At 73.8% G+C, this 20,418-nt stretch carries 22 protein-coding genes; 13 read left to right on the top strand and 9 right to left on the bottom strand.

The window, feature by feature from the left end:
* Nucleotides 1–50 precede the first annotated feature (50 nt).
* The 4 genes from ddaH (at nt 51) to OG553_RS34455 (ending at nt 3,634) form a co-directional block, all read left to right on the top strand.
* Nucleotides 51–854: a dimethylargininase gene (gene ddaH / locus OG553_RS34470; protein ID WP_405982785.1), complete on the top strand. Its 804-nt coding sequence runs from the start codon at nt 51–53 to the stop codon at nt 852–854.
* Nucleotides 851–2,122: an ornithine--oxo-acid transaminase gene (rocD, locus tag OG553_RS34465; protein ID WP_405982784.1), complete on the top strand. Its 1,272-nt coding sequence runs from the start codon at nt 851–853 to the stop codon at nt 2,120–2,122. The genes ddaH and rocD overlap by 4 nt, the downstream gene beginning before the upstream one ends.
* A gap of 95 nt (nt 2,123–2,217) precedes the next feature.
* Nucleotides 2,218–3,207, top strand: a complete 990-nt coding sequence (locus tag OG553_RS34460) for a phospholipase (RefSeq protein WP_405982783.1) — start codon at nt 2,218–2,220, stop codon at nt 3,205–3,207.
* Between the two features lie 145 nt (nt 3,208–3,352).
* A complete protein-coding gene (locus OG553_RS34455) occupies nt 3,353–3,634 on the top strand; it encodes a pyrimidine/purine nucleoside phosphorylase (protein WP_405982782.1) in 282 nt (93 codons plus the stop codon).
* Nucleotides 3,635–3,666: 32 nt separating this feature from the next.
* Here OG553_RS34455 and OG553_RS34450 read toward each other — a convergent pair whose 3' ends face one another.
* The gene (locus OG553_RS34450; RefSeq protein WP_405982781.1) at nt 3,667–4,131 is read right to left on the bottom strand and encodes a hypothetical protein; all 465 of its coding nucleotides are present in this window, start codon (nt 4,129–4,131) and stop codon (nt 3,667–3,669) included.
* Nucleotides 4,132–4,165: 34 nt separating this feature from the next.
* A complete protein-coding gene (locus tag OG553_RS34445) occupies nt 4,166–4,597 on the bottom strand; it encodes a YybH family protein (protein ID WP_405982780.1) in 432 nt (143 codons plus the stop codon).
* A gap of 24 nt (nt 4,598–4,621) precedes the next feature.
* Between OG553_RS34445 and OG553_RS34440 the strand changes: the two genes are divergently transcribed.
* Together OG553_RS34440 and OG553_RS34435 are read left to right on the top strand one after the other, a co-directional pair.
* Nucleotides 4,622–5,026, top strand: a complete 405-nt coding sequence (locus OG553_RS34440) for a winged helix-turn-helix transcriptional regulator (protein ID WP_405982779.1) — start codon at nt 4,622–4,624, stop codon at nt 5,024–5,026.
* Nucleotides 5,027–5,157: 131 nt separating this feature from the next.
* The gene (locus tag OG553_RS34435) at nt 5,158–5,949 is read left to right on the top strand and encodes a DUF4239 domain-containing protein (RefSeq protein ID WP_405982778.1); all 792 of its coding nucleotides are present in this window, start codon (nt 5,158–5,160) and stop codon (nt 5,947–5,949) included.
* On the opposite strand, the gene OG553_RS34430 is transcribed toward OG553_RS34435, so the two are convergent.
* Nucleotides 5,934–7,256, bottom strand: coding sequence for an MFS transporter (locus OG553_RS34430; protein WP_405982777.1), 1,323 nt, complete (start codon nt 7,254–7,256; stop codon nt 5,934–5,936). The two genes, OG553_RS34435 and OG553_RS34430, sit on opposite strands and share 16 nt — an antisense overlap.
* A 99-nt stretch (nt 7,257–7,355) precedes the next feature.
* Here OG553_RS34430 and OG553_RS34425 point away from each other — a divergent pair, with 99 nt between their 5' ends.
* Nucleotides 7,356–8,438, top strand: coding sequence for a DUF5937 family protein (locus OG553_RS34425; protein ID WP_405982776.1), 1,083 nt, complete (start codon nt 7,356–7,358; stop codon nt 8,436–8,438).
* 26 nt (nt 8,439–8,464) lie between these two features.
* Here the strand turns inward: OG553_RS34425 and OG553_RS34420 are convergent, their stop codons facing one another.
* Complete coding sequence (locus tag OG553_RS34420) at nt 8,465–10,717, bottom strand: bifunctional serine/threonine-protein kinase/ABC transporter substrate-binding protein (RefSeq protein ID WP_405982775.1); 2,253 nt, start codon at nt 10,715–10,717, stop codon at nt 8,465–8,467.
* 145 nt (nt 10,718–10,862) lie between these two features.
* Nucleotides 10,863–11,306, bottom strand: coding sequence for a transglycosylase SLT domain-containing protein (locus OG553_RS34415; RefSeq protein WP_405982774.1), 444 nt, complete (start codon nt 11,304–11,306; stop codon nt 10,863–10,865).
* A gap of 420 nt (nt 11,307–11,726) precedes the next feature.
* Between OG553_RS34415 and OG553_RS34410 the strand changes: the two genes are divergently transcribed.
* Complete coding sequence (locus OG553_RS34410) at nt 11,727–12,635, top strand: DUF5829 family protein (RefSeq protein WP_405982773.1); 909 nt, start codon at nt 11,727–11,729, stop codon at nt 12,633–12,635.
* A 73-nt stretch (nt 12,636–12,708) separates the two neighbouring features.
* On the opposite strand, the gene OG553_RS34405 is transcribed toward OG553_RS34410, so the two are convergent.
* Nucleotides 12,709–13,830 carry an NADAR family protein gene (locus OG553_RS34405; protein WP_405982772.1) on the bottom strand — a complete coding sequence of 374 codons (1,122 nt, stop codon included), beginning with the start codon at nt 13,828–13,830 and terminating at the stop codon, nt 12,709–12,711.
* Nucleotides 13,827–14,768, bottom strand: a complete 942-nt coding sequence (locus tag OG553_RS34400; RefSeq protein WP_405982771.1) for a LysR family transcriptional regulator — start codon at nt 14,766–14,768, stop codon at nt 13,827–13,829. Before OG553_RS34400 ends, OG553_RS34405 begins: the two co-directional genes overlap by 4 nt.
* Before the next feature lie 150 nt (nt 14,769–14,918).
* On the opposite strand from OG553_RS34400, the gene OG553_RS34395 reads away from it, so the two are divergent.
* The 3 genes from OG553_RS34395 to OG553_RS34385 all read left to right on the top strand — a co-directional run bounded on the left by OG553_RS34395 (nt 14,919) and on the right by OG553_RS34385 (nt 17,500).
* On the top strand, nt 14,919–15,971 hold the full coding sequence (locus OG553_RS34395) for a YncE family protein (RefSeq protein ID WP_405982770.1): 1,053 nt from the start codon (nt 14,919–14,921) through the stop codon (nt 15,969–15,971).
* A gap of 95 nt (nt 15,972–16,066) precedes the next feature.
* Nucleotides 16,067–16,453, top strand: a complete 387-nt coding sequence (locus tag OG553_RS34390) for a VOC family protein (protein ID WP_405982769.1) — start codon at nt 16,067–16,069, stop codon at nt 16,451–16,453.
* Between the two features lie 111 nt (nt 16,454–16,564).
* A complete protein-coding gene (locus tag OG553_RS34385) occupies nt 16,565–17,500 on the top strand; it encodes an NAD(P)H-binding protein (RefSeq protein ID WP_405982768.1) in 936 nt (311 codons plus the stop codon).
* Between the two features lie 35 nt (nt 17,501–17,535).
* Here OG553_RS34385 and OG553_RS34380 read toward each other — a convergent pair whose 3' ends face one another.
* Nucleotides 17,536–17,790, bottom strand: coding sequence for a DUF6332 family protein (locus tag OG553_RS34380; protein ID WP_405982767.1), 255 nt, complete (start codon nt 17,788–17,790; stop codon nt 17,536–17,538).
* 158 nt (nt 17,791–17,948) lie between these two features.
* Here OG553_RS34380 and OG553_RS34375 point away from each other — a divergent pair, with 158 nt between their 5' ends.
* Nucleotides 17,949–18,398: a flavodoxin family protein gene (locus OG553_RS34375; RefSeq protein WP_405982766.1), complete on the top strand. Its 450-nt coding sequence runs from the start codon at nt 17,949–17,951 to the stop codon at nt 18,396–18,398.
* Between the two features lie 124 nt (nt 18,399–18,522).
* The gene (locus tag OG553_RS34370) at nt 18,523–19,701 is read left to right on the top strand and encodes a serine hydrolase domain-containing protein (protein WP_405982765.1); all 1,179 of its coding nucleotides are present in this window, start codon (nt 18,523–18,525) and stop codon (nt 19,699–19,701) included.
* A 17-nt stretch (nt 19,702–19,718) separates the two neighbouring features.
* Here the strand turns inward: OG553_RS34370 and OG553_RS34365 are convergent, their stop codons facing one another.
* Nucleotides 19,719–20,402, bottom strand: a complete 684-nt coding sequence (locus tag OG553_RS34365; protein WP_405982764.1) for a maleylpyruvate isomerase N-terminal domain-containing protein — start codon at nt 20,400–20,402, stop codon at nt 19,719–19,721.
* Nucleotides 20,403–20,418 lie beyond the last annotated feature (16 nt).

The following is a 20,418-nucleotide window of genomic DNA, read 5'->3' as shown; positions in this document are numbered from 1 at the left end:
CCGCAGGACCCGCAGCACCCGCAGGAACCCGGCGCCCGAGGCGCTACGTGATGTGCGAGCCCCGTTACTTCGACGTGCGCTACGCCATCAACCCGTGGATGGACGTCCGCACACCGGTCGACCGGGAGCTGGCCGGTGAGCAGTGGCGGGCCCTGGTCGACGCGTACCGGGGCCACGGCCACGCGGTGGAGACGGTCGCGCCCGTGGAGGGCCTGCCCGACATGGTGTTCGCGGCGAACGCCGCCCTGGTGTCGGGCGGCCGGGTCTTCGGGTCGTCCTTCCACGCGGCCGAGCGCCGGCCGGAATCCGCCGAGTACGAGGCGTGGTTCAAGGCGGCCGGGTACGAGGTCCACCGCTCGGAGGCGGTCTGCGAGGGCGAGGGGGACCTCGTTCCCGCGGGCCGGTTCGTACTGGCCGGCACGGGCTTCCGTACCCAGCGGGCCGCGCACCGCGAGGTGCAGGAGTTCCTCGGCCGGCCGGTGGTCGCCCTCGAACTGGTCGACCCCCGCTTCTACCACCTGGACACCGCGCTCTTCTTCCTCGGCGAGGAGGGCCCCGAGGACGACGGGACCGGTGGGGGGAACGTCGCCTACTACCCGGAGGCGTTCTCCCCCGGCAGCCGCGAAGTGCTCCGGTGGCTCTATCCGCGGGCGGTGATCGCCACCGAGGAGGACGCCCTCGCCTTCGGCCTCAACTCCGTGTCGGACGGCCGCAACGTCTTCGTCGCTCCGCAGGCCCACGCTCTGGTCGGCCGGCTCGCCGACCGTGGATACGTCCCCGTCCCCGTCGACCTTTCGGAGTTCCGCAAGGCCGGCGGGGGAATCAAGTGCTGCACCCTGGAGATCCGCTCATGACCGGCACCACCACCGCCACCACCGCCACCACCTCCTCCGCCGTCCCCGCCTCCCCCCGCGCGACGCGCTCGTCGGCGCAGCTGATCCGCGCCGAGGCACCCGTGCTCGCGCACAACTACCACCCGCTGCCCGTGGTCGTGGCGCGTGCCGAGGGCAGCTGGGTGGAGGACGTCGAGGGCCGCCGCTACCTCGACATGCTGGCCGGCTACTCGGCCCTGAACTTCGGGCACCGCCACCCCGCGCTCGTCGAGGCCGCGCACCGCCAGCTCGACCGGGTCACGCTCACCTCCCGCGCCTTCCACAGCGACCGGCTGGCCGACTTCGCCGAGCGCCTCGCCGAGCTGACCGGCCTCGACATGGTGCTGCCGATGAACACGGGCGCCGAGGCCGTGGAGAGCGCCGTCAAGGTGGCCCGCAAATGGGCGTACGAGGTCAAGGGCGTCGCGCCGGACCGGGCGACGATCGTCGTGGCGGACGGCAACTTCCACGGACGTACGACGACGATCGTGAGCTTCTCGACCGACGCGACGGCCCGCTCCGGCTTCGGCCCCTTCACCCCCGGCTTCCGCGTCGTGCCCTACAACGACCTGGCCGCGCTGGAGGCGGCCGTGGACGAGACGACGGCGGCCGTGCTGATCGAGCCGATCCAGGGCGAGGCCGGTGTCCTCGTCCCCGACGACGGATACCTCACCGGGGTCCGGGAACTGACCCGGCGGGCCGGGTGCCTGTTCATCGCCGACGAGATCCAGTCGGGTCTGGGGCGCACGGGCCGCACCCTGGCCGTCGACCACGAGTCGGTCGTGCCGGACGTCCTGCTGCTGGGCAAGGCCCTGGGCGGCGGCATCGTCCCGGTCTCCGCGGTCGTCGCCCGCCGCGAGGTGCTCGGCGTGCTGCGGCCGGGCGAGCACGGGTCGACGTTCGGCGGCAACCCCCTGTCGGCGGCCGTCGGTTCGGCGGTCCTGGACCTGCTGGCCACCGGTGAGTACCAGCGTCGGGCCGCCGAACTGGGAGCCGTGCTCGACCGCGGCCTCGCCGGGATCGCCGGCGCGGGCGGCGCCCTGACGGGCTACCGGGCCCGGGGGTTGTGGGCGGGCGTGGACGTCGATCCCGCGCTCGGCACGGGGCGGGAGATCAGCGAACGGCTGCTCGCCGAGGGCGTACTGGTCAAGGACACCCACGGCTCCACGATCCGGCTCGCCCCGCCGCTGACCATCACGGAGGGGGAGCTGGAGACCGCGCTGGCCGCCCTGCGGAAGGTGCTGTCCTAGCGTCCGAATCCGATTCATCATGCACGTACCGCGTGCCAGCATGTGGGCGGCGAGATCGCTCGCCGGAGTACCTCCGACTTCGAAGGAGTACGTTCTTGACCGCCCACTTCCGGCCCGGTGCGGGCCGACGGTCATTACCGGCGCTGCTCACGGCCCTCTGCGCGGTCGTCGGCGTCACCGCGCTCGGCGCGGCCCCCGCGGCGGCGGCCGACCAGCGCCGCCCGGTCTACGCCATCGCGCACCGCGTCGACACCCTGGACGGTGTGGACGCCGCGCTCAAGCACGGCGCCAACGGCATCGAGATCGACGTCTGCGCGTGGTGGAACCCGAACGAATGGCGTGCCTACCACGACTGTTCCTCCGCCGGTGACAACCGGCTGGGCCCCGGCTTCGACAGCATGATCGACCGCATCCTCTCCAACGCCGGTGCCGGGCGCCGGCTGTCGCTGGTCTGGCTGGACATCAAGGACTCCGACTACTGCGGGGAGCGGGAGAACCGCGGGTGCAGCGTCGCCGGACTGCGCGACAAGGCGCAGCGGCTGACCGCCGCCGGGATCCAGGTGCTCTACGGGTTCTACGAGTACCACGGCGGCAGCACCCCGGACGTCGGCGGCAGGGGCTGGAAGAGCCTGGAGGGCAGGCTCGGCCCGCTGGAGGGCATCACGACGACCGGTTCGCGCGACCGGGTCCAGGGCGCGTTCGACCGGTCCGGCAACGGATTCCCGTCCGGGCGCCGGGTGATGGACTACGGCGACAGCGACATCACCAAGGGGTTCGGCAACTGCACCGAAGCGACCTACTACACGTGCGCGGAGCTCGAGAAGGGCGCCGGGGACCGGGACGCCGGGCGGCTGGCGGCCACCCTGTCCTGGACGACGACGTACAACGACCCGTGGTACGTGGACAAGCTGCTGGGCGAGGGGCGGGTGGACGGCATCATCGCCGGCTACGGCGCCTTCACCGGGGTGCGCGAGTACGACGACGGCTGGCAGTGCGCCAACTCCGTCGGCCTCGTCCGTGACTGGGTGAACCGCCACGGCGGCACGCACCGCATGGCCGCCCCCGGGGACCGGCTCTTCCGGTAGCCGCGGCCGCGTCGGGCCAACGTGAACGGGTGGCGTCCGGTGCCCTGGTCCCGGTCCGCTACCGGTAACCTTCCCCTCGCCGGTCAGCGGGGCGCGACGAGCCGGCCATCCGATTCCGCTCGTTCCCCCGAAGGACACCACGCACATGTTCAAGGTCAACGAATACTTCGACGGCACGGTCAAGTCGATCGCCTTCAACCAGGAGCAGGGCCCGGCGACCATCGGCGTCATGGCTCCCGGCGAGTACGAGTTCGGCACGGCCGCCCCGGAGGTCATGCACGTCGTCAGCGGCGCCCTGACCGTCAGGCTCCCCGGCGCCGCCGAGTGGGAGACCTTCTCCTCCGGCAGCCACTTCAAGGTGCCGGGCGACAGCAGGTTCCAGCTCAAGGTGGCGGTCGAGACCGCCTACCTCTGCGAATACCGCTGACCGACGGGCAGCGTGCCCGGGTGCCGGATCCGTCAGCTCGGGACCGGCACCACGCGCGCGTCGTCGATGTACAGGTGCATCGTCCCGTCCTCGGGGCACCGCAAACCCACCGTGAGGCCGCGGACGCGGCCGTCTTCGAGGGCGTACGCGACGGCCGTCTCGAACACACCGTGGCCCCCCGGGCACCAGCAGACCTCCTCCCGCCGGATCCGCGGGCCCGGGGTGGCGGGCGGGAGCGGGGCGGCCGTGGGTTCGAGCCTCCAGGGGAACTGTCCGGGGAAGCCGTCCTCCCAGCCGTTCGGTACGCCCAGCGGCAGGCAGCAGCCGACGCAGAAGCACTCGCGCGCCACCACCTCGAACTCGTCCGCGCCGCACCACCGGCATACGACGAGCGCGGGCTCGGCGTGCTCACCGCCCCGTCTCATCATGCGCAGCAGGGCCTCGCGCCCCTCGGTCTTGCCGGAAGGCCCCGCCCACCACGTGTTTCCGCTCCCCATGGAGCGGATCCTCGCACGCGCGGCACGGAACGGATCACACCGGCGGTCGCGGCGGCCCTGCGGGCGCGGTCCCGAAGGGGTTGTCGACGGCGTAGCGCCACAGCCCGTCGGGGCCGCGGCGGGCGACGTCCGTGGCGGTGCCGGCCAGGCTGACGGGCTCGCCGCCCGGGCCGGTGCCCTCGATGGTCCAGTCGACGATCAGCAGCGCGAGGCCGCCCGTCGCGTACGTGTGGCGGGGGCGCACGTCGATCGGCAGCCCCAGTGAGAGGAACTCCGCCGTCGCGGAGGCGCGTGCCGTGCCCGTCAGCGGGGTCCCGGGGCTGGGGACGAAGACGGCGTCCGGCTCGTACACCCGGGCCACCTCCGCCGGGTCGCCGGTGTTGAAGGCCGCGGCGAAGACGGCCGGGTGTTGCCGGGGGTCGGTGGTCAGGGCGACAGTGGGCTCATGATCGCGTTCGATGTCCATGGCGACAGCCAAGCCGAGTCCGGAATGGGTCACCAAACGGAAAGCCACGCGCCCCATTGGGACGCCGAGCTGGTCCCCGACGACGGCGGGCGGACCCTGCGGCCGGAGCCGCACTGCCCCGTGGAACTGGCGCTCGCGGCGGTGGCCGGGCGCTGGACCACCCTGGTCCTGCGCGAACTGATGGGCGGCCCCCTGTCGTTCGGGGCGCTGTCGGCCCGGCTGCCCGGCATCAGCCCGAAGGTGCTCACCGAACGCCTGCGCACGCTGGAGGAACAGGGTCTGGCGGTCCGTGAGCGGCTGGCCGGCTTCCCCGTCCGGACCCGCTACGGGCTGACCGCGTCCGGCCTCGCCCTGCGGCCCCTGCTGGTCGAGCTGTACCGGACGGGAACGGTGCTGGCGGCGACGGGGAGGGACGGGGCGCAGTCGTAGCCGAGGAGCGGGAGGGCCGCGGCCGGTCCGGCCGCGGCTTCACCCGGTCGCGTGAACGTCCCCGCGCCGACCCGCCGGGGCCCTTGGACGAGCGGTCCGGGCGTCGCGCGTCCGGCCTAGACTCCCCGCACATGTCGCTATGGCTCCTCAACCACTTCAGCACCTTCACACTGGCCGTCGTCTCCGTCGGCGGGACCGTCCTCCTGGCCGTCGCCGGGAGTGTGCTGCTGCGCCGCAGACACCCGTCGCTGGCCCGCGGGGAGCACAACGACATGGTCGGTGTGACGCTGGGGATGTTCGGCGCCATCTACGGGATCATCCTCGCGTTCGTGATCGTCACCCTGTGGACGCAGCTGGAGGACACCCAGACCATCGTGGCTTCCGAGGCGACCAGCGCGGCCCTCATCAGCCGGGACGCCGCCGCTTTCCCGGAGCCGGTACGGACCCGTCTCGACGCGGCCATGAGCGGCTACGTGCACTCCGTCGTCGAGGACCAGTGGCCCCGGATGCGCGCGGGGAACCCCAGCTACGGGGCGACGGAGGCCCATCTGCAGGACGCGTTCCGGGTTCTCCAGACGTACGACCCGCAGGGCCAGTCGGAGCAGGTCTTCTACGAGCAGGCCGTCGGCCACCTCGACGAGGTGGCCGCCCAGCGCCGCGCCCGCATCACCATGGCGCGCCGGGAGCTGCCCCCGCTGCTCCAGGCCCTGGCGTTCGGCGGTGCTGTGGTCCTGATCCCGCTGACGTTCCTCTACGGGCTGCGCAAGCTGCGGGTGCAGATCCTGTTCGTCGCCTCGGTGGCCGGGCTCGTCGGCTTCAGCCTGCTGCTGGTGTTCGTCCTGGACCGCCCGTTCGCCGGTGACCTCAGCGTGAGCCCCGCCCCCTACCGGGAGGGGGCCCTCTCGCACTACTGGACTCCCTGAGGCTGCTTTTCGGAGTCCCGCTCGGTGGCGACGGCCGCGGCGGACAGCAGGGTGGCTCCGGCGAGCGTCCCCCACAGGGCGGCCGGTCCGTGGGGGGCGAGGGCGGTGATGGCGGCCGGGGAGACGGCGAGGCCGAAGCCGGTGGAGAGCTCGAAGCGGGCGAGGGTGCGTCCCAGGGCTCCGGACGGGGCGAGGGCCGTCACGAGGGCGGTGGCGCTGCCGGCGTAGACGATCTCGCCGAGGGTGCAGACGACGGAGACGGCGGCGACGGCGGGGGCGGCCCAACCGCCGCCCTCGCCGGCTCCCAGGGAGGTCACCGCGAGGAAGCCGGCGTACGAGGCCGCGAGGACCGCGCCGGCGGCGGCCAGGGCGGTGCGCCGGGCGTAGCGGGACATCAGGACGGTGACCGGGACCTGGAGGGTGACCACCAGCACCGTGTTGGCCACGAAGATCGCCGCCGACCACACCGGTGGGGCGTCCAGCTGTGTGAGCAGGACCAGCGGGAGGGCGATCTCGGGGACGTTGAGGCAGAAGACGTAGACGACGTTGGCGGCCAGCAGGGCGCGCATGCGGGGCGGGGCGGCCTCGTGCCCGGCCGGTGTGCCGGACCGTGCCGGATCGCGGTCGCCGTCGCGGTCGCGGTGGGCGCGTACGCGGACCGACCACGCCAGGGCGGCGGCCGCCAGGTACGCGATGCCGGTGGCGGCCGCCAGTGCCCGCAGGGCGGAGGTGCCGCCCGCCAGGCAGGCCATGGCGAGGAGCGCCCCCACCCCCAGCCCGGCGTTGCGCAGGGCGCGGCCGGCCGCGAGGGCGGTGTCGCGTTCCCGCCCGTGGGAGAGGGTGGCGACGAGCGCGGCGTGGGCGGCCGGCCAGGCCTGGTTGCCGATGCCGAGGAGGAGGGCGGCGGCCGCGAACGGCCAGACGTGTCCGGCGGGGGTCGCCACGAGTACGGCCACGCCCAGTACGCGTACCAGCATCGACGCGGCGACGACGGTGCTGCGGGCGCCCCGGTCCAGCCATCTCCCGACGGCGGGCGTGGACAGCAGGCCGGTGACGATGCCGGCCGTCATGGCGAGGCCGGTGGCCGACGCGGACAGGCCGAGCACCGTCACCCCGTAGAGGAGGAGGAAGGGTCTCAGCAGGCCGGTGCCCAGGGCGTCGACGGCCAGGGCGACGGCGTAGCGGGGGCCGCCGCAGGCGCGCAGGAGGGCGCGGGGCCGCACCTTGCGGGTCGGTGCGGAGGTGGGGGCGGGGGCGGAGGTGGGGGCGGGGGTGCTGGTGGGGGCGGGGGTGCTGGTGGCTGTCATGGGGTGAACGGTGGGTTCACCGGCCCGGCCGGGCACGTCGGTTGACGGAGATCGTCAACAGTCGGCGGCGCCGTCCGGCGGGGCGGGGATGATGTGCGGATGACGTTGAGGATCGACATCGCCGGCATGCCGTCCGAGGGGCTGAGGTTCGCCGCCTCCCCCCTGGCGGAGCTCACCGCGATGCTGCACGTGCTGGCCGAACCGGAGCACCATCCGGAGTTCGGCGCGTGGGCCGCCGAGGTGTGGGCCGGGCTGCGGCCGGGGCTGGCCGAGCGGCTGCGGGAGGCGGAGTTCCTCTGGCGCACGTCCCAGGCCGACTTCATGTTCCCGGCCCGGCCCCGGGCCACCCTCGGGGAGGAACTGGACGACGTCGACCGGATCGACGACGAGCGGTACGTGTCGGCAGCGCTGGTCACCACCTGCGGGAACCGGGTCCACTTCACCTCCCCGTCGCCGCTCACCGATGCCGCCGCGCGCGACCTGGCCCTCGACCTGGCCCAGGCCCGGGGTACCCGCCAGGAGGCGTTCGCGGAGCGGCTGCTCGCGGACCCCGCGGGGGTACGGGCACGCGTCCGCGACACCCTGGAGGCGTGCGCCGAGGCCTTCTTCGACGCGGCCTGGGCCGATGCCGCCGTCCGGCTGGCGACGGACCTGCGGCTGAAGAACGACCTGCTGCGGCGCCAGGGCCTGGGTGCGGCCCTGGCCTCGGTCTCGGGTGCGGTGACGCTGGCTCCGGACGGCGACGCCATCCTCGTGGACAAGCTGCTGGACAAGGCGACGACCGCCCGGGGCAGCGGCGTCACCTTCATCCCGAGCGTCTTCGGCCGGCCGCACCTGGCGATGGTCCACGCGCCCGGCTGGCAGCCGGTGGTCCAGTACCCGGTGGACGGGCCGGGGCCGTCGGATCCGGTCTCCCTGGAGACGGTCGGCCTGCGCCTGGAGGCCCTCGCCCATCCGGCGCGGCTGCGGCTGCTCCGTACCCTGGCCAGGGGCCCGCACACCAACGGCGAGCTGGCCCACGCCTGGGACCTGACGCCCCCGGAGGTGTCCCGGCACGTGGCCCTGCTGCGGCGGGCGGGGCTCCTCACGGCCCGGCGGGAGGGGCGGTACGTGCGCTACAGCCTCGACCTGTCGGAGCTGACGGCGCTGGGGACCGACCTGCTGGCGGCCGTACTGCGGTGAGGGCGGGTCGCGGTCGGCCGGCGGGGTCAGCGGCTGCGGGAGCCGCTCGTCACGGTCGTCCACGTACCGCCCGTGACCCGGTACACCGTCAGCCGGCGGTTGCGCGTGTCGCCGTACTCGTCGAAGGCCACCCGGCCGGTGACCCCGTCGAACCCGAGGCCCGCCACCGCCCGCGCCATCCTCGCCCGGGCGTCCGCCGGGAGGGTGCCGCCGTTGGCCGCGACCACGGCCTTCACCGCCTCGACGAGGGCCCAGGCGGCGTCGTACGCGTAGGGGCCGTAGGCGCCCGCCGCTTCCGGGTAGCCCGCCGCGCGGTACTCGGCGAGGAAGCCCGCTCCGCGTGCGAGTCGCTCCGCGGGTTCGCCGGGGTTGGTGGCGAGGTCGCCTTCGGCCCTGGTGTTGGCCGTGAGGAACTGCTGGTCGAAGATGCCGTCGCCGCCCATCAGCGGCGCGGTCACGCCCGCTTCCTTCAGCTGCCGGGACAGCGGCGCGGCGGTGGTGTGGTAGCCGCCGAAGTACACGGCGTCGGCGCCGGAGGCCCGGACCTTCGAGGCGAGTTCGGAGAAACCGCCCTGCGCGGGATCGACGTGGTCGGTGCCGACGAGGCTGCCGCCGAGCTTGCGGAACTCGGCCGCCACTCCGGCGGCGAGGCCGGCGCCGTACTCACCGGCGTCGTCGATGACGTAGAGCCTGCTCTTCCCTGCCTCGTCGTGGAGGTGGCGGGCGGCGAACGGCCCCTGGTCGACGTCCGTGGCGACGGTGCGGAAGTAGGTGTCGTACGGGCGGGACGGGGCGCCGTCGGCCCAGTGGGGGCCCAGGGTGAGGGCCGGGTCGGTGTTCGACGGGGACACGTTGACCAGGTTCGCCCCGGCGAGGGGTGCCACGAAGGTCCGGGCGGCGGCCGAGGTGAACGGGCCGACCACGCCGAGGACCTTCTCGTCGGCGGTGAACCGGGCGGCGTTCGGGGCGCCCTTGGCGGGCAGGCCCTCGTCGTCCAGCGCCTTGATCTCGAAGTTCACACCGGGGACGTGACGGGTCCGGTTGGCGGTCCGGGCCGCGAGGTCGGCGGAGTTCCTGATGCCGGCGCCGAAGGAGGACAGTTCGCCGCTGAGCGGTGCCTCCACTCCGATCACCACGGTGACGGGGGCGGTGGCGGAACCGCCGCCGGTCGCTCCGGTCCCGCCGGTCCCGCCGGGGCCGGACGGGTCGTCGCGGTCGAGCGTCCAGGTGAGGACGGAGCCCGCGGCGAGGGTGGCCAGGGCCAGGCCCCAGACGGCGCCGCGCCGGGTGAGGACGCGCCGGCGGGCCGGCGCCTGACCGCCGGGCCCGCCGCGCTCCGTCCGGCCGAGGGTGACCAGGTCCTCGGCCGGGGGTGTGGGCGGCGGCTCCTCGCGCTTCGTCGGGGTCGGGGCGGGGGTCGGCGCGTCCGGTCCGTCCGTGCCCGCCGCGGGCCGGGCGGCCCGCACCACCGAGGCGAGGAGCCCTGACGCCTCGGCGAGGCCGGCGCGCTGCCCCGGGTCCTTGGTGAGGAGGGCGTCCAGTACGGGGGCCAGCGGGCCCGCGTGGACGGGCTGCCGGTGGGGCCGGGTGAAGACGGCGACGGCGAGGGCGTGCAGCCCGTCGGCTTCGAACGGGGGCCGTCCCTCGACCGCGTGGTAGAGGGTGGCGCCGAGCGCCCACAGGTCGTTCGCGGCGGTCGGGCGCCTGCCCTCCAGCTGCTCGGGCGCCATGTACTGCGGGGTGCCGATGACGATCCCGCTGTGGCTCAGCTTGGTGGTGGCGTCCGCGAGGTGGGCGATGCCGAAGTCGGTGAGGACTACGCGGTCCTTGGTCAGGAGGACGTTGTCGGGCTTGATGTCCCGGTGGACGATCCGGGCCCCGTGCGCTTCGGCGAGTGCGTCGAGGAGGGCGGAGCCGATCTCCGCCACCCGTTCCACCGGCAGCCGGCCCTGGCGGCGGATGGCCGCGGCGAGGGACTCGCCCCGGATGAACTCCATGACGATGACGGGCGCGCCCCGGTGTTCCACGACGTCGTGGACCGTGATGATCCCGGGGTGGCTGATCGTGACCGCCGCGCGGGCCTCGGCGGTGAACCGGGCCAGCAGGCCGGCGCGGTCGCCGTCCTCCAGTCCGGGCGGGAAGAGGATCTCCTTGACGGCGACCTCGCGCCCGAAGAGCTGCCGGTCGACGCCGCGCCAGACGCGGCCCATGCCGCCCTGGCCGATGCGTTCGAGCAGCTGGTAGCGCCCGGCGATGAGGTCGGAGTTCTGCTCGGTCACGCGCACACTCTAGGGGCGGGCGCGGGTGCGCCCCCACCGGGGTGCGGGCGGGTACGGCGGGCACGGGGCGCATGCCGGAAGAGCGCCCGGCCGAGGGGTCTCGGCCGGGCGCTCTCCGGAATGTCTGCTGTTGTCCGCCGGTGGTTTAGTACCAGTGGTTGGCCTGCCAGAAGTTCCAGGCGTCGACCGGGCTGCCGTAGCGCTCGTTCATGTAGTCCAGGCCCCACTTGATCTGGGTGGCCGGGTTGGTCTTCCAGTCCGAGCCCGCCGAGGACATCTTCGACGCCGGCAGGGCCTGGACCAGGCCGTACGCGCCGGAGGAGGAGTTCGTGGCGGTGTAGTCCCAGCCGCTCTCGTGCGTGACGATCTTGTCGAAGGCGGCGAACTGGGCCGGGTCCTTGATCATCTGCTGGGCGATCGCCTTCGCACCCGTCGGAGCGGCCTGCGCGGGCACGGCGGCGAGCATGGAACCCGCGACACCCAGAGCGAGGACGGTACCGGCGAGGGTCTTCTTCGAAGCGGCGATGCGGCGGATGACGGCGTTGGACACGGATGAACCTTCCGACGGGAACAAGGACGGTCGCCACATGCCGAAGACATGCGTGAGCCACTCACACAGGTGGGAGGGGATCTGCCGGCGGGGGGCTGAGCGCCCCGGCCGCCTCGGCGACAACACCAGTTAGCCAGCCCCCCGCCGCCCTGGCAACGCCCCCCGTCTACTAGCCCCCCTCGCAGGCCGGGACCGACGTCCCGCGCCGGAAGCCGTGCGAGGACCGGCCCGGCCGTCTACTAAGGCGGGCCGGATGTGACCTGGGTCCTGTGGGCCGCCTCACCGCCCAGACCCCCGAATGTCACCCCCGGTAGCCGGCCAGACCCGCTGGGATGGGTGACCCCGGCCACACCCGGCCCCCGCACCGAAGGAAAGCGGCCGCCGGTTAATGGGCGGCGGATGCGGACGCCGCCGCCTACGATCGCCCGCATGTCGCATCGTCGTGTACTGAACGTCTTAATGGTCCTCGTCGTGGCACTGACCGGATGGGTCACCGGCGCCACGGGAATCGCATCCGCGCAGGAGGAAGCGCCTCCGGCAGGACGCCAGTTGCTGTTCTACAACCACGCCTACGGGGTGCTCGACCGGGAAACCGCCGATGCCATCGAGCACTCCGCCTACCTGCGGGACTTCGCCAACTTCCAGGTCCGCACCACGACCGGCTCCGGCGGCGAGACCTGGACCGGCCGGTACCTGATGGGCCGCGAGACCTACCTCGAACTGTTCGGCGTGGGGGACGTCCCCGGCCCGGACGGGACGCTCGGCGCCGGCGGGCTTGGACTGTCCGCGGAACGGGCCGGGGACCTCGCCACGGTCACCGCGCGCCTGCGCGAGCAGGGCGTACCGAACCCGGTGTCCTTCCGCCAGACCCGCGACTTCGGCGACGGGGTGCCGGTGCCCTGGTTCGACGCGGTCTTCACCAGCGGCACGTACGACGCCTTCGGCGCCTGGGGCATGGAGTACCTGCCGGAGTACTTCGCCGACCCCCGCGGCAACACCGAGCCGGCCTCCTACCCGGGTGACGTCGGCCGCGAGCGGTACCTGTCCGACGGCTACCGCGACCGCCTCATGAAGGACGTGACCTCGATCCGCCTCGGCGTCACGGCGGGCGACCTGGCCAACACGGTGCCCCTGCTCCGGGCGGGCGGCTTCACCGTACGGGAGCTCCCCGGCGGCAGCGTCCTGGCCCTGGGCGGCGGCACCACCATCCGTCTGGACACGGTGACGCGCGAGCAGGCGGGTCTGCGTCAGGTCGAGATGTCCCTCAACCACCCGGTGTTCACCCGCCACGAGGAACGGATCGGCCGTTCGACCCTCGTGGTCGGCCCGGGCGACCGTGCCGTGTGGACCTTCGGGGCCGGCCGCTAGGCGACTCCGCTCCGGCAGACCGAAGGACCGAAGGAGGGGGCAGCCGTTGGGCGCCCCCTCCCCGTACGCCCGGCTACAGTCCGGCGATCGGCGACCGCCGCATGTGGGCCTCCGAGCGGACGAGTTCAAGGAGGCGGCCGCTCCAGTTGCGGCCGCGGCCGGCGCTGTCGCCCCAGAAGGCCGAGTCCACGTCTTCGTAGACCAGCGTGGCGTCGTCCGTCGCCAGCAGGATCTCGGCGAGACCGGGGTGCTGGTCGTACTTGGCGCGCAGCAGGCGGGTCATGACGGCGGTGCGGGTGTGCTCCCAGCCCTCGCGCCCCGGTGCCCCTCCCGCGATGCCGCGCGCCTCGGTTCCGGTCTCCGCGGCCACGATCCGGGCGCGGTCCTCGGGCCGGGCGACCGACAGCGCCCAGTAGGCGTGGGCGGCCGAGGGGTACTCGGCCTCCCCCACCGTGATGGGGGCGGGGTAGTCGTGGCGCAGGCCGAGGAGGCCGGGGTCTTCCACGGGCCCCTTCGGGAACCACTGGTGGATGTGGACCGCGGGGGCGCGCGGGGTCGTGGGCCCGTCGGCCTTGACGCGGGTCTCGTGCCGGGCGTTCCAGCGTTCCCGTTCCTCGAAGTACGCGAGTGCCCTGTCGTAGGACTCCTGCGTGACCGGCGGTTCGGTGGGGAGGTAGGTCCGGCCGCCGGGCCCGGCCACCAGCACCCGCAGCGGCCCGTCCTTGCGGTCCATGTCGCCCAGCGCGTACCGGCGTCGCGAGCTGGGGATCGCGAGGAACGCGGCGCGTGCCGCCTCCCGCTTCTCCTCCGTCCGCTCGGCGAGGAAGGCGTCGACGGCGGCCAGGCAGCGGCCGGTGGAGTCGGGGCGCCTGTTGAGCTGGTCAATGGTGTCGCGGATCTCGGCGACCAGCAGTTCGGGGGTGAGCCGGGTCCGGGGCTCGCCGAACTTCCAGCCCGCCATCATGTCGAAGGCGGTTGCCTCGCCGCCCTCCGGCAGGGTCGTGGCGACCCATCCGGACCGGAGCTTCTCCTCGAACTCCTCGATGGTGACCAGGCCCCAGCAGTCGATGAGCCCGTCGGCGTAGATGAAGAGCTCGGTCAGGTGGTAGCCGCCGTTGCGGATGAAGGCGTGCCGCCAGGTGCCGGGTATGCGGACGCCGTCCGCGGTGCGATGGGTGGTCCTTCGGCCGATCATTCCGTGATTGTTTCGCAGACGCCGTCGGAACGCCCCTGGATTTGCCGGTGCGCCGGGGCCAGGACGGCGGCCGCCAGGTGTTCGCGGAACCAGCGGTGGCCCGGGTCGGCCGAGTTGCGGGGGTGCCAGGCCATGCCGAGGTCCAGGGGTTCCAGGTCGAGGGGGACGGGGAACGTGCGCAGTCCCATGGCCTCGATGGTGTCGGGGAGCCAGCCGGCGAGGCTGAGGGCGACGAGGTCGGTGTCGCGGGCGAGCATCATCGCGCTGGTGTGGCTGGGCACGACGACCGCGGTCCGGCGCCGCAGGCCGAGCTCCGCGAGCGCGCTGTCGATGGGCCCGAGGCGTTTGCCGAGGCGGGAGATGCCGATGTGGTCGGCCGCGGCGAAGCGGCGGGCGTCGATCGGCCCGTCGAAGAGGGGGTGGCCGCCGCGGGCGATGCCGACCAGCGGCATCCGGGTGAGCGGCCGGGTCCGGATCTCCGGGTCCAGGTGTCCCAGGACGCCCAGTTCGACGTCCACCCAGCCCTGTCGCAGGCCGGGGCCTCCCTCCACCGCCTCCGGCAGGAAGACCACGTCCACCTGCGGGGCCTCCGCGTGGATCCGCTCGGTCAGGCTGCCGGCCAGGCCCACGAGCAGCAGGTCGGTGGCCTGCACGGTGAAGCTGCGCTGGAGGTGCACGGCGTCGAAGCCGGCGCCGGGCCGCAGTACGTTCTCGCAGCCGCGCAGCAGCGCGCCGACCTCCTCCCGGAGTTCCGCGGCGCGCGGGGTGGGGACCAGCCCCTGGCCGGCCCGGACGAGGAGCGGGTCTCCGACGGTGCGGCGGAGCCGGGCCAGGGTGCGGCTGACGGCCGCGGGTGAGGTGCCGAGGCGCTCGGCGGCCCGGGTCACGCTGTTCTCCTGGAGCAGGGCGTCCAGGACGCGCAGCAGGTTCAGGTCCATCGCCGTCCCTTTCTTGAACTGCGGTTTTGCATATGGGGCAATGATTGGGTGTCAATCTTTGCATTGCTGCCGGACCCCTTCGGCGCGGAGGGTGGGGGTGCCCCGCGAAACGCGTGGCGTTCCCGTTTCCACCCCGTTGAAGGAGCCGCTGTGCTGCAGTCCCCCCGTGCCGGTCGAGAAGGCGACGTGCTGGCCGTCGTCAGCCAGAGCGGACCGACGGTCTCGTTCTTCGACGCCGCCTCCGACCGGCACCTCGGCGACGTGCACGTCCCCGCCGAGCCCCACGAGCTGTGCTTCGACGCGACGCGGCGCCTGCTGTGGTGCACGCTGACGTACCACTCGGGCTACTACCACGCGAACGCCGGCCGGCGCACGGAGCTGGCCGTCATCGACCCCGACACCCGCCGCATCGTCGAGATCGTCGACGTCGCTCCCGAGCACGGGCCGCACGGGCTGGCCCTGGACGCGGGGCTCGGGCGGCTGTACGTCAGCGTGGAGAGCGGCGACGACCGGCCCGGCGGTGTCGTGGTGATCGACACGGCCACCCGGCGGCCGATCGGCAGGATCGACACGGACGCGCCCGGCCCGCACTGGTTCGCCATCGACCCGGCCGGGCGGACGGGTTACGCCACCAACAAGGAGGCGCCGTTCGTGTCGGTCGTCGACCTGGAGCGGGGCGTGCTCACCGCGAAGGTCGAGGTGCCGGGCAGCGAGGGGCTGGCCGTCTCCCCCGACGGCGCGTACGTCTACGTCGCCGCGCCGTACGGCAGCTTCACCGGCGGTGCCGGTGAGCGGCCGCCCACCGGTCTGCGGGTCATCGACGCGCGTACGGCGTCCGTCGTGGACACCCTGCCCACCGAGAACGTGGTCCTCCCGGTGCACCTCACCTCCACGGGCCGGCTGCTCGCGGGCGAGCTGCGGATGGCGGCCGATCCGGGGTCGCAGCTGGGCCGCCACGCCCCGGGCCGGCTCACGGTGTTCGACGCAGGCACCCGCGAGCGGGTGGGCGAGGCCGAGGTCGGGCTCTTCCCGCTGACCATCACCTCCTCCCCCGACGGCCGGCTCGCGTACGTGTCCTGCGTGATCTCCTCCACCGTCGAGATCGTCGACCTGGATACCCTGGAGACGCTCGGCCGGCTGGACATCGCCAAGCTCGGCGAAGCCGGCGCCCACGGGCTGGCGTACGTCCCGCGCCCGGCCTGACCTCCCGCGGGCCTGCGGGCCCGGACCGCTCCGGGGGCGTAGGGTCGCAGCCGTCGGCCGTCGGTGCGGGCGGCGGCCGGGGGAGAGCGGGGAGCATGGTTCACGTACTGGGCAGCAGGGTCCTGCTGCGCCCCACGGACCCGGAGCGTTCGCGCGTCTTCTACGGAGACACGCTGGGTCTGGCCGTCTACCGCGAATTCGGCACGGGTCCGGACCGCGGCACGGTGTACTTCCTCGGCGGCGGGTTCCTGGAGGTGTCGGGGCGCGCCGAGGAACCGCCGGCGCCCGGGCTGCGCCTGTGGCTCCAGGTCGCGGACGTCCGGGCCGCGTACGAGGAGCTGCGCGGCCGGCGCGCCGAGGTGCTGCGGCCGCCGCAGCGGGAGCCGTGGGGGCTCGTCGAGATGTGGCTCGCCGACCCCGACGGCGTGCGGATCGCCGTCGTGGAGGTTCCGGCCGACCATCCGCTGCGGTTCCGCGCCTGATCCCGCGGCGCGGGCGGGTGCGCTGATAGCCTGTCGGCTCTCGATCCGCAGCCTCGTTCCCCTCTCCGGGGCAGGTGCAAGATCTCCGCTCACACGTGGAAAGGTCTTGTCGTGGAACCTTCTTACGGGGACGTCTGCCTGCTGACCGCCGTCAGCCCGCGCAAGGACGAGGGCAACAGCCCGACCGGGATCGTCGGCAGGTGTCTGGCCCGGCAACTCCTCGCCGCGGGGCGGCGGGTGCGAGTACTCGCGGAGCCGGACCGGCTCGGCGGCTGGCCCGACGCGGTCGAGGTGGTGGAGGGTTCCGTCACCCGCCCGCTGGAGTGCGCCCACGCCTTCGCCGGCGTCGGGGCCGCGTTCCTCGCCGGCGCCCTTCCCTCCACGGTGCGGGACGCACTGGCGCTGCTGCGGGACGCCGGTGCCGGCCGGGTCGTCGTACTGTCCTCCCACGGGCCGGAGTACGAGGCGGCGAATCCCCCGGAGACGTGGTTCTGGCTGGCGATCGAGAAGGCGGTGGAGGGATCCGGCATCGCCTGGACGCACATCCGGCCGTCGGCGGTGATGGGTTCGGTCATCGAGGGCACCTATCCGGCGACGGGGGCGGACTGGCCCGACACCGTCCGCGCCGAGGGGGTCGTACGGGAGGCCTTCCTCTCGCAGGGCCACTATCCCTTCGTCCACGAGGAGGACCTCGCCGCCGTGGCGGTCGCGGCCCTGACGGGCGACGGCCACACCGGGAAGGTCATCGAGGCGGTGGGCCCGCCGCTGAGCACGCGTTCCCGCGTACGGAGCCTCGCGGCCGCCCTCGGCCGCGACATCACCGCGACCGAACTCGCCCCCGAGGAGAGCCGGACGGTCTGGCAGGGCCTCGGCTGGCCCGACGGCGCCATCGAGGTCACGCTGTACGCCCTGGCGGAGTACGGCGCCCGGTACGCCGAGCTCCTCCAGTGGACGCACGACCAGCGGCCGTCCGTACAGGACGTCACCGGCCGCCCCCCGCGCACCTACGACGACTGGGCCCGCGAACACGCCGACGCCTTCCGCTGACTCGGCGACGGCCGCCCGCCGGCTGGACCGTGGCGCTAGCGGTGGCGCCGGCGGTGGCGCCCGAACCGCCAGAGGACGTGGATCACGCGCGCCACCGCCAGCACTCCGGCGATCGCCGCCCCGGCGACCGCGAGGGTCCTCTCGGCCGCGGGAGGCAACTGCCAGACAGCGGCGGGCCCTGCGATCACCGCGAAGACGACGGCGCCGAGGAAGCACGCGCTCAGCAGCGCGTAGCCGATCTCCACCGTGAGCGCGTCCCGTTCGGCCTGGCTCCGTCGTCGCGTCGTCATACCCGAAAGGGTTGCACCGGGGCTCGGCAGCCGTCCACGAGCGTGCCGGCTGCGCAGCCGGGCACCCCTTGCGGGCCGGTGTCACATCCGGGGTCGCTGGACTGTCCCCTCTACGGAAGCGAGTGGATCGAGCGAAACGAGAGAAGGGGCCGTCCCTCATGAAGTCCTTCATCGTCTGTGCGTCGGTGTCTCACGGCAATACGCGTCGGGTCGCCGACGCCATGGCCCGGGTCCTGGGTGCCCAGGTCCTCTCCCCCGGTGAGGCCGACCTCGCGGAGCTGGCCGCCGCCGACCTCGTGGGGTTCGGCTCGGGCGTCTTCTACGGCAGGCTCCACCCCGGCCTGGCCGCCCTGGTCCGGGCACTGCCCCGAGCGCGCGGCCGGGCCTTCGTGTTCGCCACCAGCGGGCTCCCCGGGCTGTCCGCGGCGCCCGCCACCCGGGCTCTGGTCCGGCGCCTCGCGGGCAAGGGGTTCCGGGTCGACGGGAGCTTCACCTGCCGGGCGTTGGACACCTGGGGGCCCTTCGGGCTCGTCGGCGGCATCAACAGGCAGCGCCCGGACGCCGGGGACCTGGCCGCCGCCCGCGCGTTCGCCGAGCGGCTGCGGTGAAGGGGCAGGAGGCAGGGGGGACAGCCCCCGTACCGGATCGGGTGGCAGCCGGATGGGCCTGCGGTGCGGCGGGACGGGAGGGTGGGCGGGTACGGGATCGGCGAGTTGAGCTGGAGTGTGACGGGTGAAGGCACGTGTGCGGGCCGCGGCGCTGCTGGCGGGGATGTGCGCGGTGGCGGTGACGGGCGTGGTTCCGGCGGCCGCCGCGGGGCGGGCGCCGGGCGCGGAGCCGGCGGGCCTGCGGGAGGCCCTCGCGCAGACGGTCGCGGACGGGTTCCCGGGGGTCGTCGCATACGCCAGGAACGGCGCGCGGGAGTCCCGGATGGCGGCCGGGGTCGCGAACACGGCGAGCGGTGAACGGGCCCGGCCGGACCAGCGGTTCCGGATCGCCAGCAACACCAAGGCGTTCGTGTCGACGGTGCTCCTGCAACTGGAGGGCGAAGGAAGGCTCTCGCTCGACGACAGCGTGGACAAGTGGCTGCCCGGCATGGTCCGCGGGAACCGCAACGACGGCCGGGCCATCACCGTCCGGCAGCTGCTCAACCACACCTCGGGCGTCTACGACCCCACCAGGGAACCGGAGTTCTTCGCCCCCTACCTGGAGCGCAACGACCGGGACCACGTCTACACCCCCCGGGAGGTGATCGCGCGGGCGGTGGCGCACGAGCCCGACTTCACCCCCGGCACCGACACCGAGAAGTGGAAGTACTCCAACACCAACTACCTGCTCGCCGGCCTGGTGATCGAGGCGGTCACCCGCCACAGCGCGCCCTCCGAGATCCAGCGGCGCGTCCTCGCCCCGCTCGGCCTGAAGGACACCTCCTTCCCGGTGACCGACCCGGCCGTCCACGGGCCCCATCTGCACGGCTACGACCTCGCGGGGCGCGACGTCACCCGGTTCAGCCCCTCCTACGACTGGACCGCCGGCGCCATGATCTCCACCGTCGACGACCTGGCCCGCTTCCACCGCGCCCTGTTCGCCGGCGGGCTGCTGCGTCCCGCGCAGCAGCGGGAACTCCTGACCACGGTGGAGGTCGAGGGCGCGCCGGCGTACGGACTCGGCGTGCAGCGCGGGGAGGTGGAGTGCGGGACGGGGCCGGACGCCGAGCGGGTCCCCGTCTGGACGACGGACGGCACCGGACCGGGATTCATGAGCATGGCGCTCACCACCGTCGACGGCGAACGGCAGCTGGTCTTCGCCGTCAACGTCTACGACATCGGCGCGGACGTGCGGAAGGACCGGGTCCCCTTCCCCCTGGGTACGGGGCTGCCGAAGACCCAGGCGGCGGCGCTGTGCGGCTGAGGGGCCCTGCCGCGGCGTCAGCCGAGGGTGAGCCACCGGATGCCGAGCCGTTCGACCCGTTCGGTCTCCGCCGCGTCGAGCGGCTCGCGGCCGGTGGCCTTGCGCAGGAAGGTGAGCCGGTCCCAGCCGAGCGCGCGGACCGCGGCCGAGCGGTCGGGGCCGAGCAGCAGTTCCAGCACCACGTCCGCGGCCCCCGGGGTCAGCCACGGCTCGCGGCCCAGCCCTTCGGCCAGGTCCAGGCCGTGGACGGCGACCTCGACCACCCGGGTGACCAGGAACTCCGACAGGAGCATCGCGTCCCCGTGACGGGTGCGCACGACGCGGTCCGCGGGCTCGGCCCGGCACAGCAGGTCGGCCCCGCGCCAGGTCGCGGCGAAGTCCTCGGCGAGCGCGGTCCCGTCGACGTGCCCGTTCGCGTGGTCCCGGGCCAGGGCGATGCGGGCGGTGTTGGTCGTCGGGGCGAAGCGCTCGTCGGGCCGGTAGTACCGCACCGCGGACACCTCGGCCCTGTCGGGCCGCGGCGCGTCCAGCATGGCCGGCAGCCAGGCGATCACCACGCGTACGTGGCTCAACAGCTCGCGTACGGACCAGGGTTCACATCGTGTCGGAAGGTCCCACTCCGCCTCCGACAGCCCTGTGACCGCCCGCGAGAGTTCCTCGGCTTCGAGGCGGAAGGCTTCCAGTACCCGTCCCTGATCCATGGTGATCAAGGTATCA

It is taken from the genome of Streptomyces sp. NBC_00158 (assembly GCF_045160885.1).
Lineage (GTDB): Bacteria > Actinomycetota > Actinomycetes > Streptomycetales > Streptomycetaceae > Streptomyces.
The sequence above is the reverse complement of the archived record's forward strand: the minus strand, read 5'-3'. Positions and strand labels throughout refer to the sequence as shown.

Bases quoted from the DNA above. Each gene is read 5' to 3' on its own strand.
- ddaH (WP_405982785.1), top strand. From the start codon at position 51: ATGTGCGAGCCCCGTTACTTCGACGTGCGCTACGCCATCAACCCGTGG.
- rocD (WP_405982784.1), top strand. From the start codon at position 851: ATGACCGGCACCACCACCGCCACCACCGCCACCACCTCCTCCGCCGTC.
- OG553_RS34455 (WP_405982782.1), top strand. From the start codon at position 3,353: ATGTTCAAGGTCAACGAATACTTCGACGGCACGGTCAAGTCGATCGCC.
- OG553_RS34450 (WP_405982781.1), bottom strand. From the start codon at position 4,131: ATGGGGAGCGGAAACACGTGGTGGGCGGGGCCTTCCGGCAAGACCGAG.
- OG553_RS34445 (WP_405982780.1), bottom strand. From the start codon at position 4,597: ATGGACATCGAACGCGATCATGAGCCCACTGTCGCCCTGACCACCGAC.
- OG553_RS34440 (WP_405982779.1), top strand. From the start codon at position 4,622: ATGGGTCACCAAACGGAAAGCCACGCGCCCCATTGGGACGCCGAGCTG.
- OG553_RS34435 (WP_405982778.1), top strand. From the start codon at position 5,158: ATGTCGCTATGGCTCCTCAACCACTTCAGCACCTTCACACTGGCCGTC.
- OG553_RS34430 (WP_405982777.1), bottom strand. From the start codon at position 7,256: ATGACAGCCACCAGCACCCCCGCCCCCACCAGCACCCCCGCCCCCACC.
- OG553_RS34425 (WP_405982776.1), top strand. From the start codon at position 7,356: ATGACGTTGAGGATCGACATCGCCGGCATGCCGTCCGAGGGGCTGAGG.
- OG553_RS34415 (WP_405982774.1), bottom strand. From the start codon at position 11,306: ATGTGGCGACCGTCCTTGTTCCCGTCGGAAGGTTCATCCGTGTCCAAC.
- OG553_RS34410 (WP_405982773.1), top strand. From the start codon at position 11,727: ATGGTCCTCGTCGTGGCACTGACCGGATGGGTCACCGGCGCCACGGGA.
- OG553_RS34405 (WP_405982772.1), bottom strand. From the start codon at position 13,830: ATGATCGGCCGAAGGACCACCCATCGCACCGCGGACGGCGTCCGCATA.
- OG553_RS34400 (WP_405982771.1), bottom strand. From the start codon at position 14,768: ATGGACCTGAACCTGCTGCGCGTCCTGGACGCCCTGCTCCAGGAGAAC.
- OG553_RS34390 (WP_405982769.1), top strand. From the start codon at position 16,067: ATGGTTCACGTACTGGGCAGCAGGGTCCTGCTGCGCCCCACGGACCCG.
- OG553_RS34380 (WP_405982767.1), bottom strand. From the start codon at position 17,790: ATGACGACGCGACGACGGAGCCAGGCCGAACGGGACGCGCTCACGGTG.
- OG553_RS34375 (WP_405982766.1), top strand. From the start codon at position 17,949: ATGAAGTCCTTCATCGTCTGTGCGTCGGTGTCTCACGGCAATACGCGT.
- OG553_RS34365 (WP_405982764.1), bottom strand. From the start codon at position 20,402: ATGGATCAGGGACGGGTACTGGAAGCCTTCCGCCTCGAAGCCGAGGAA.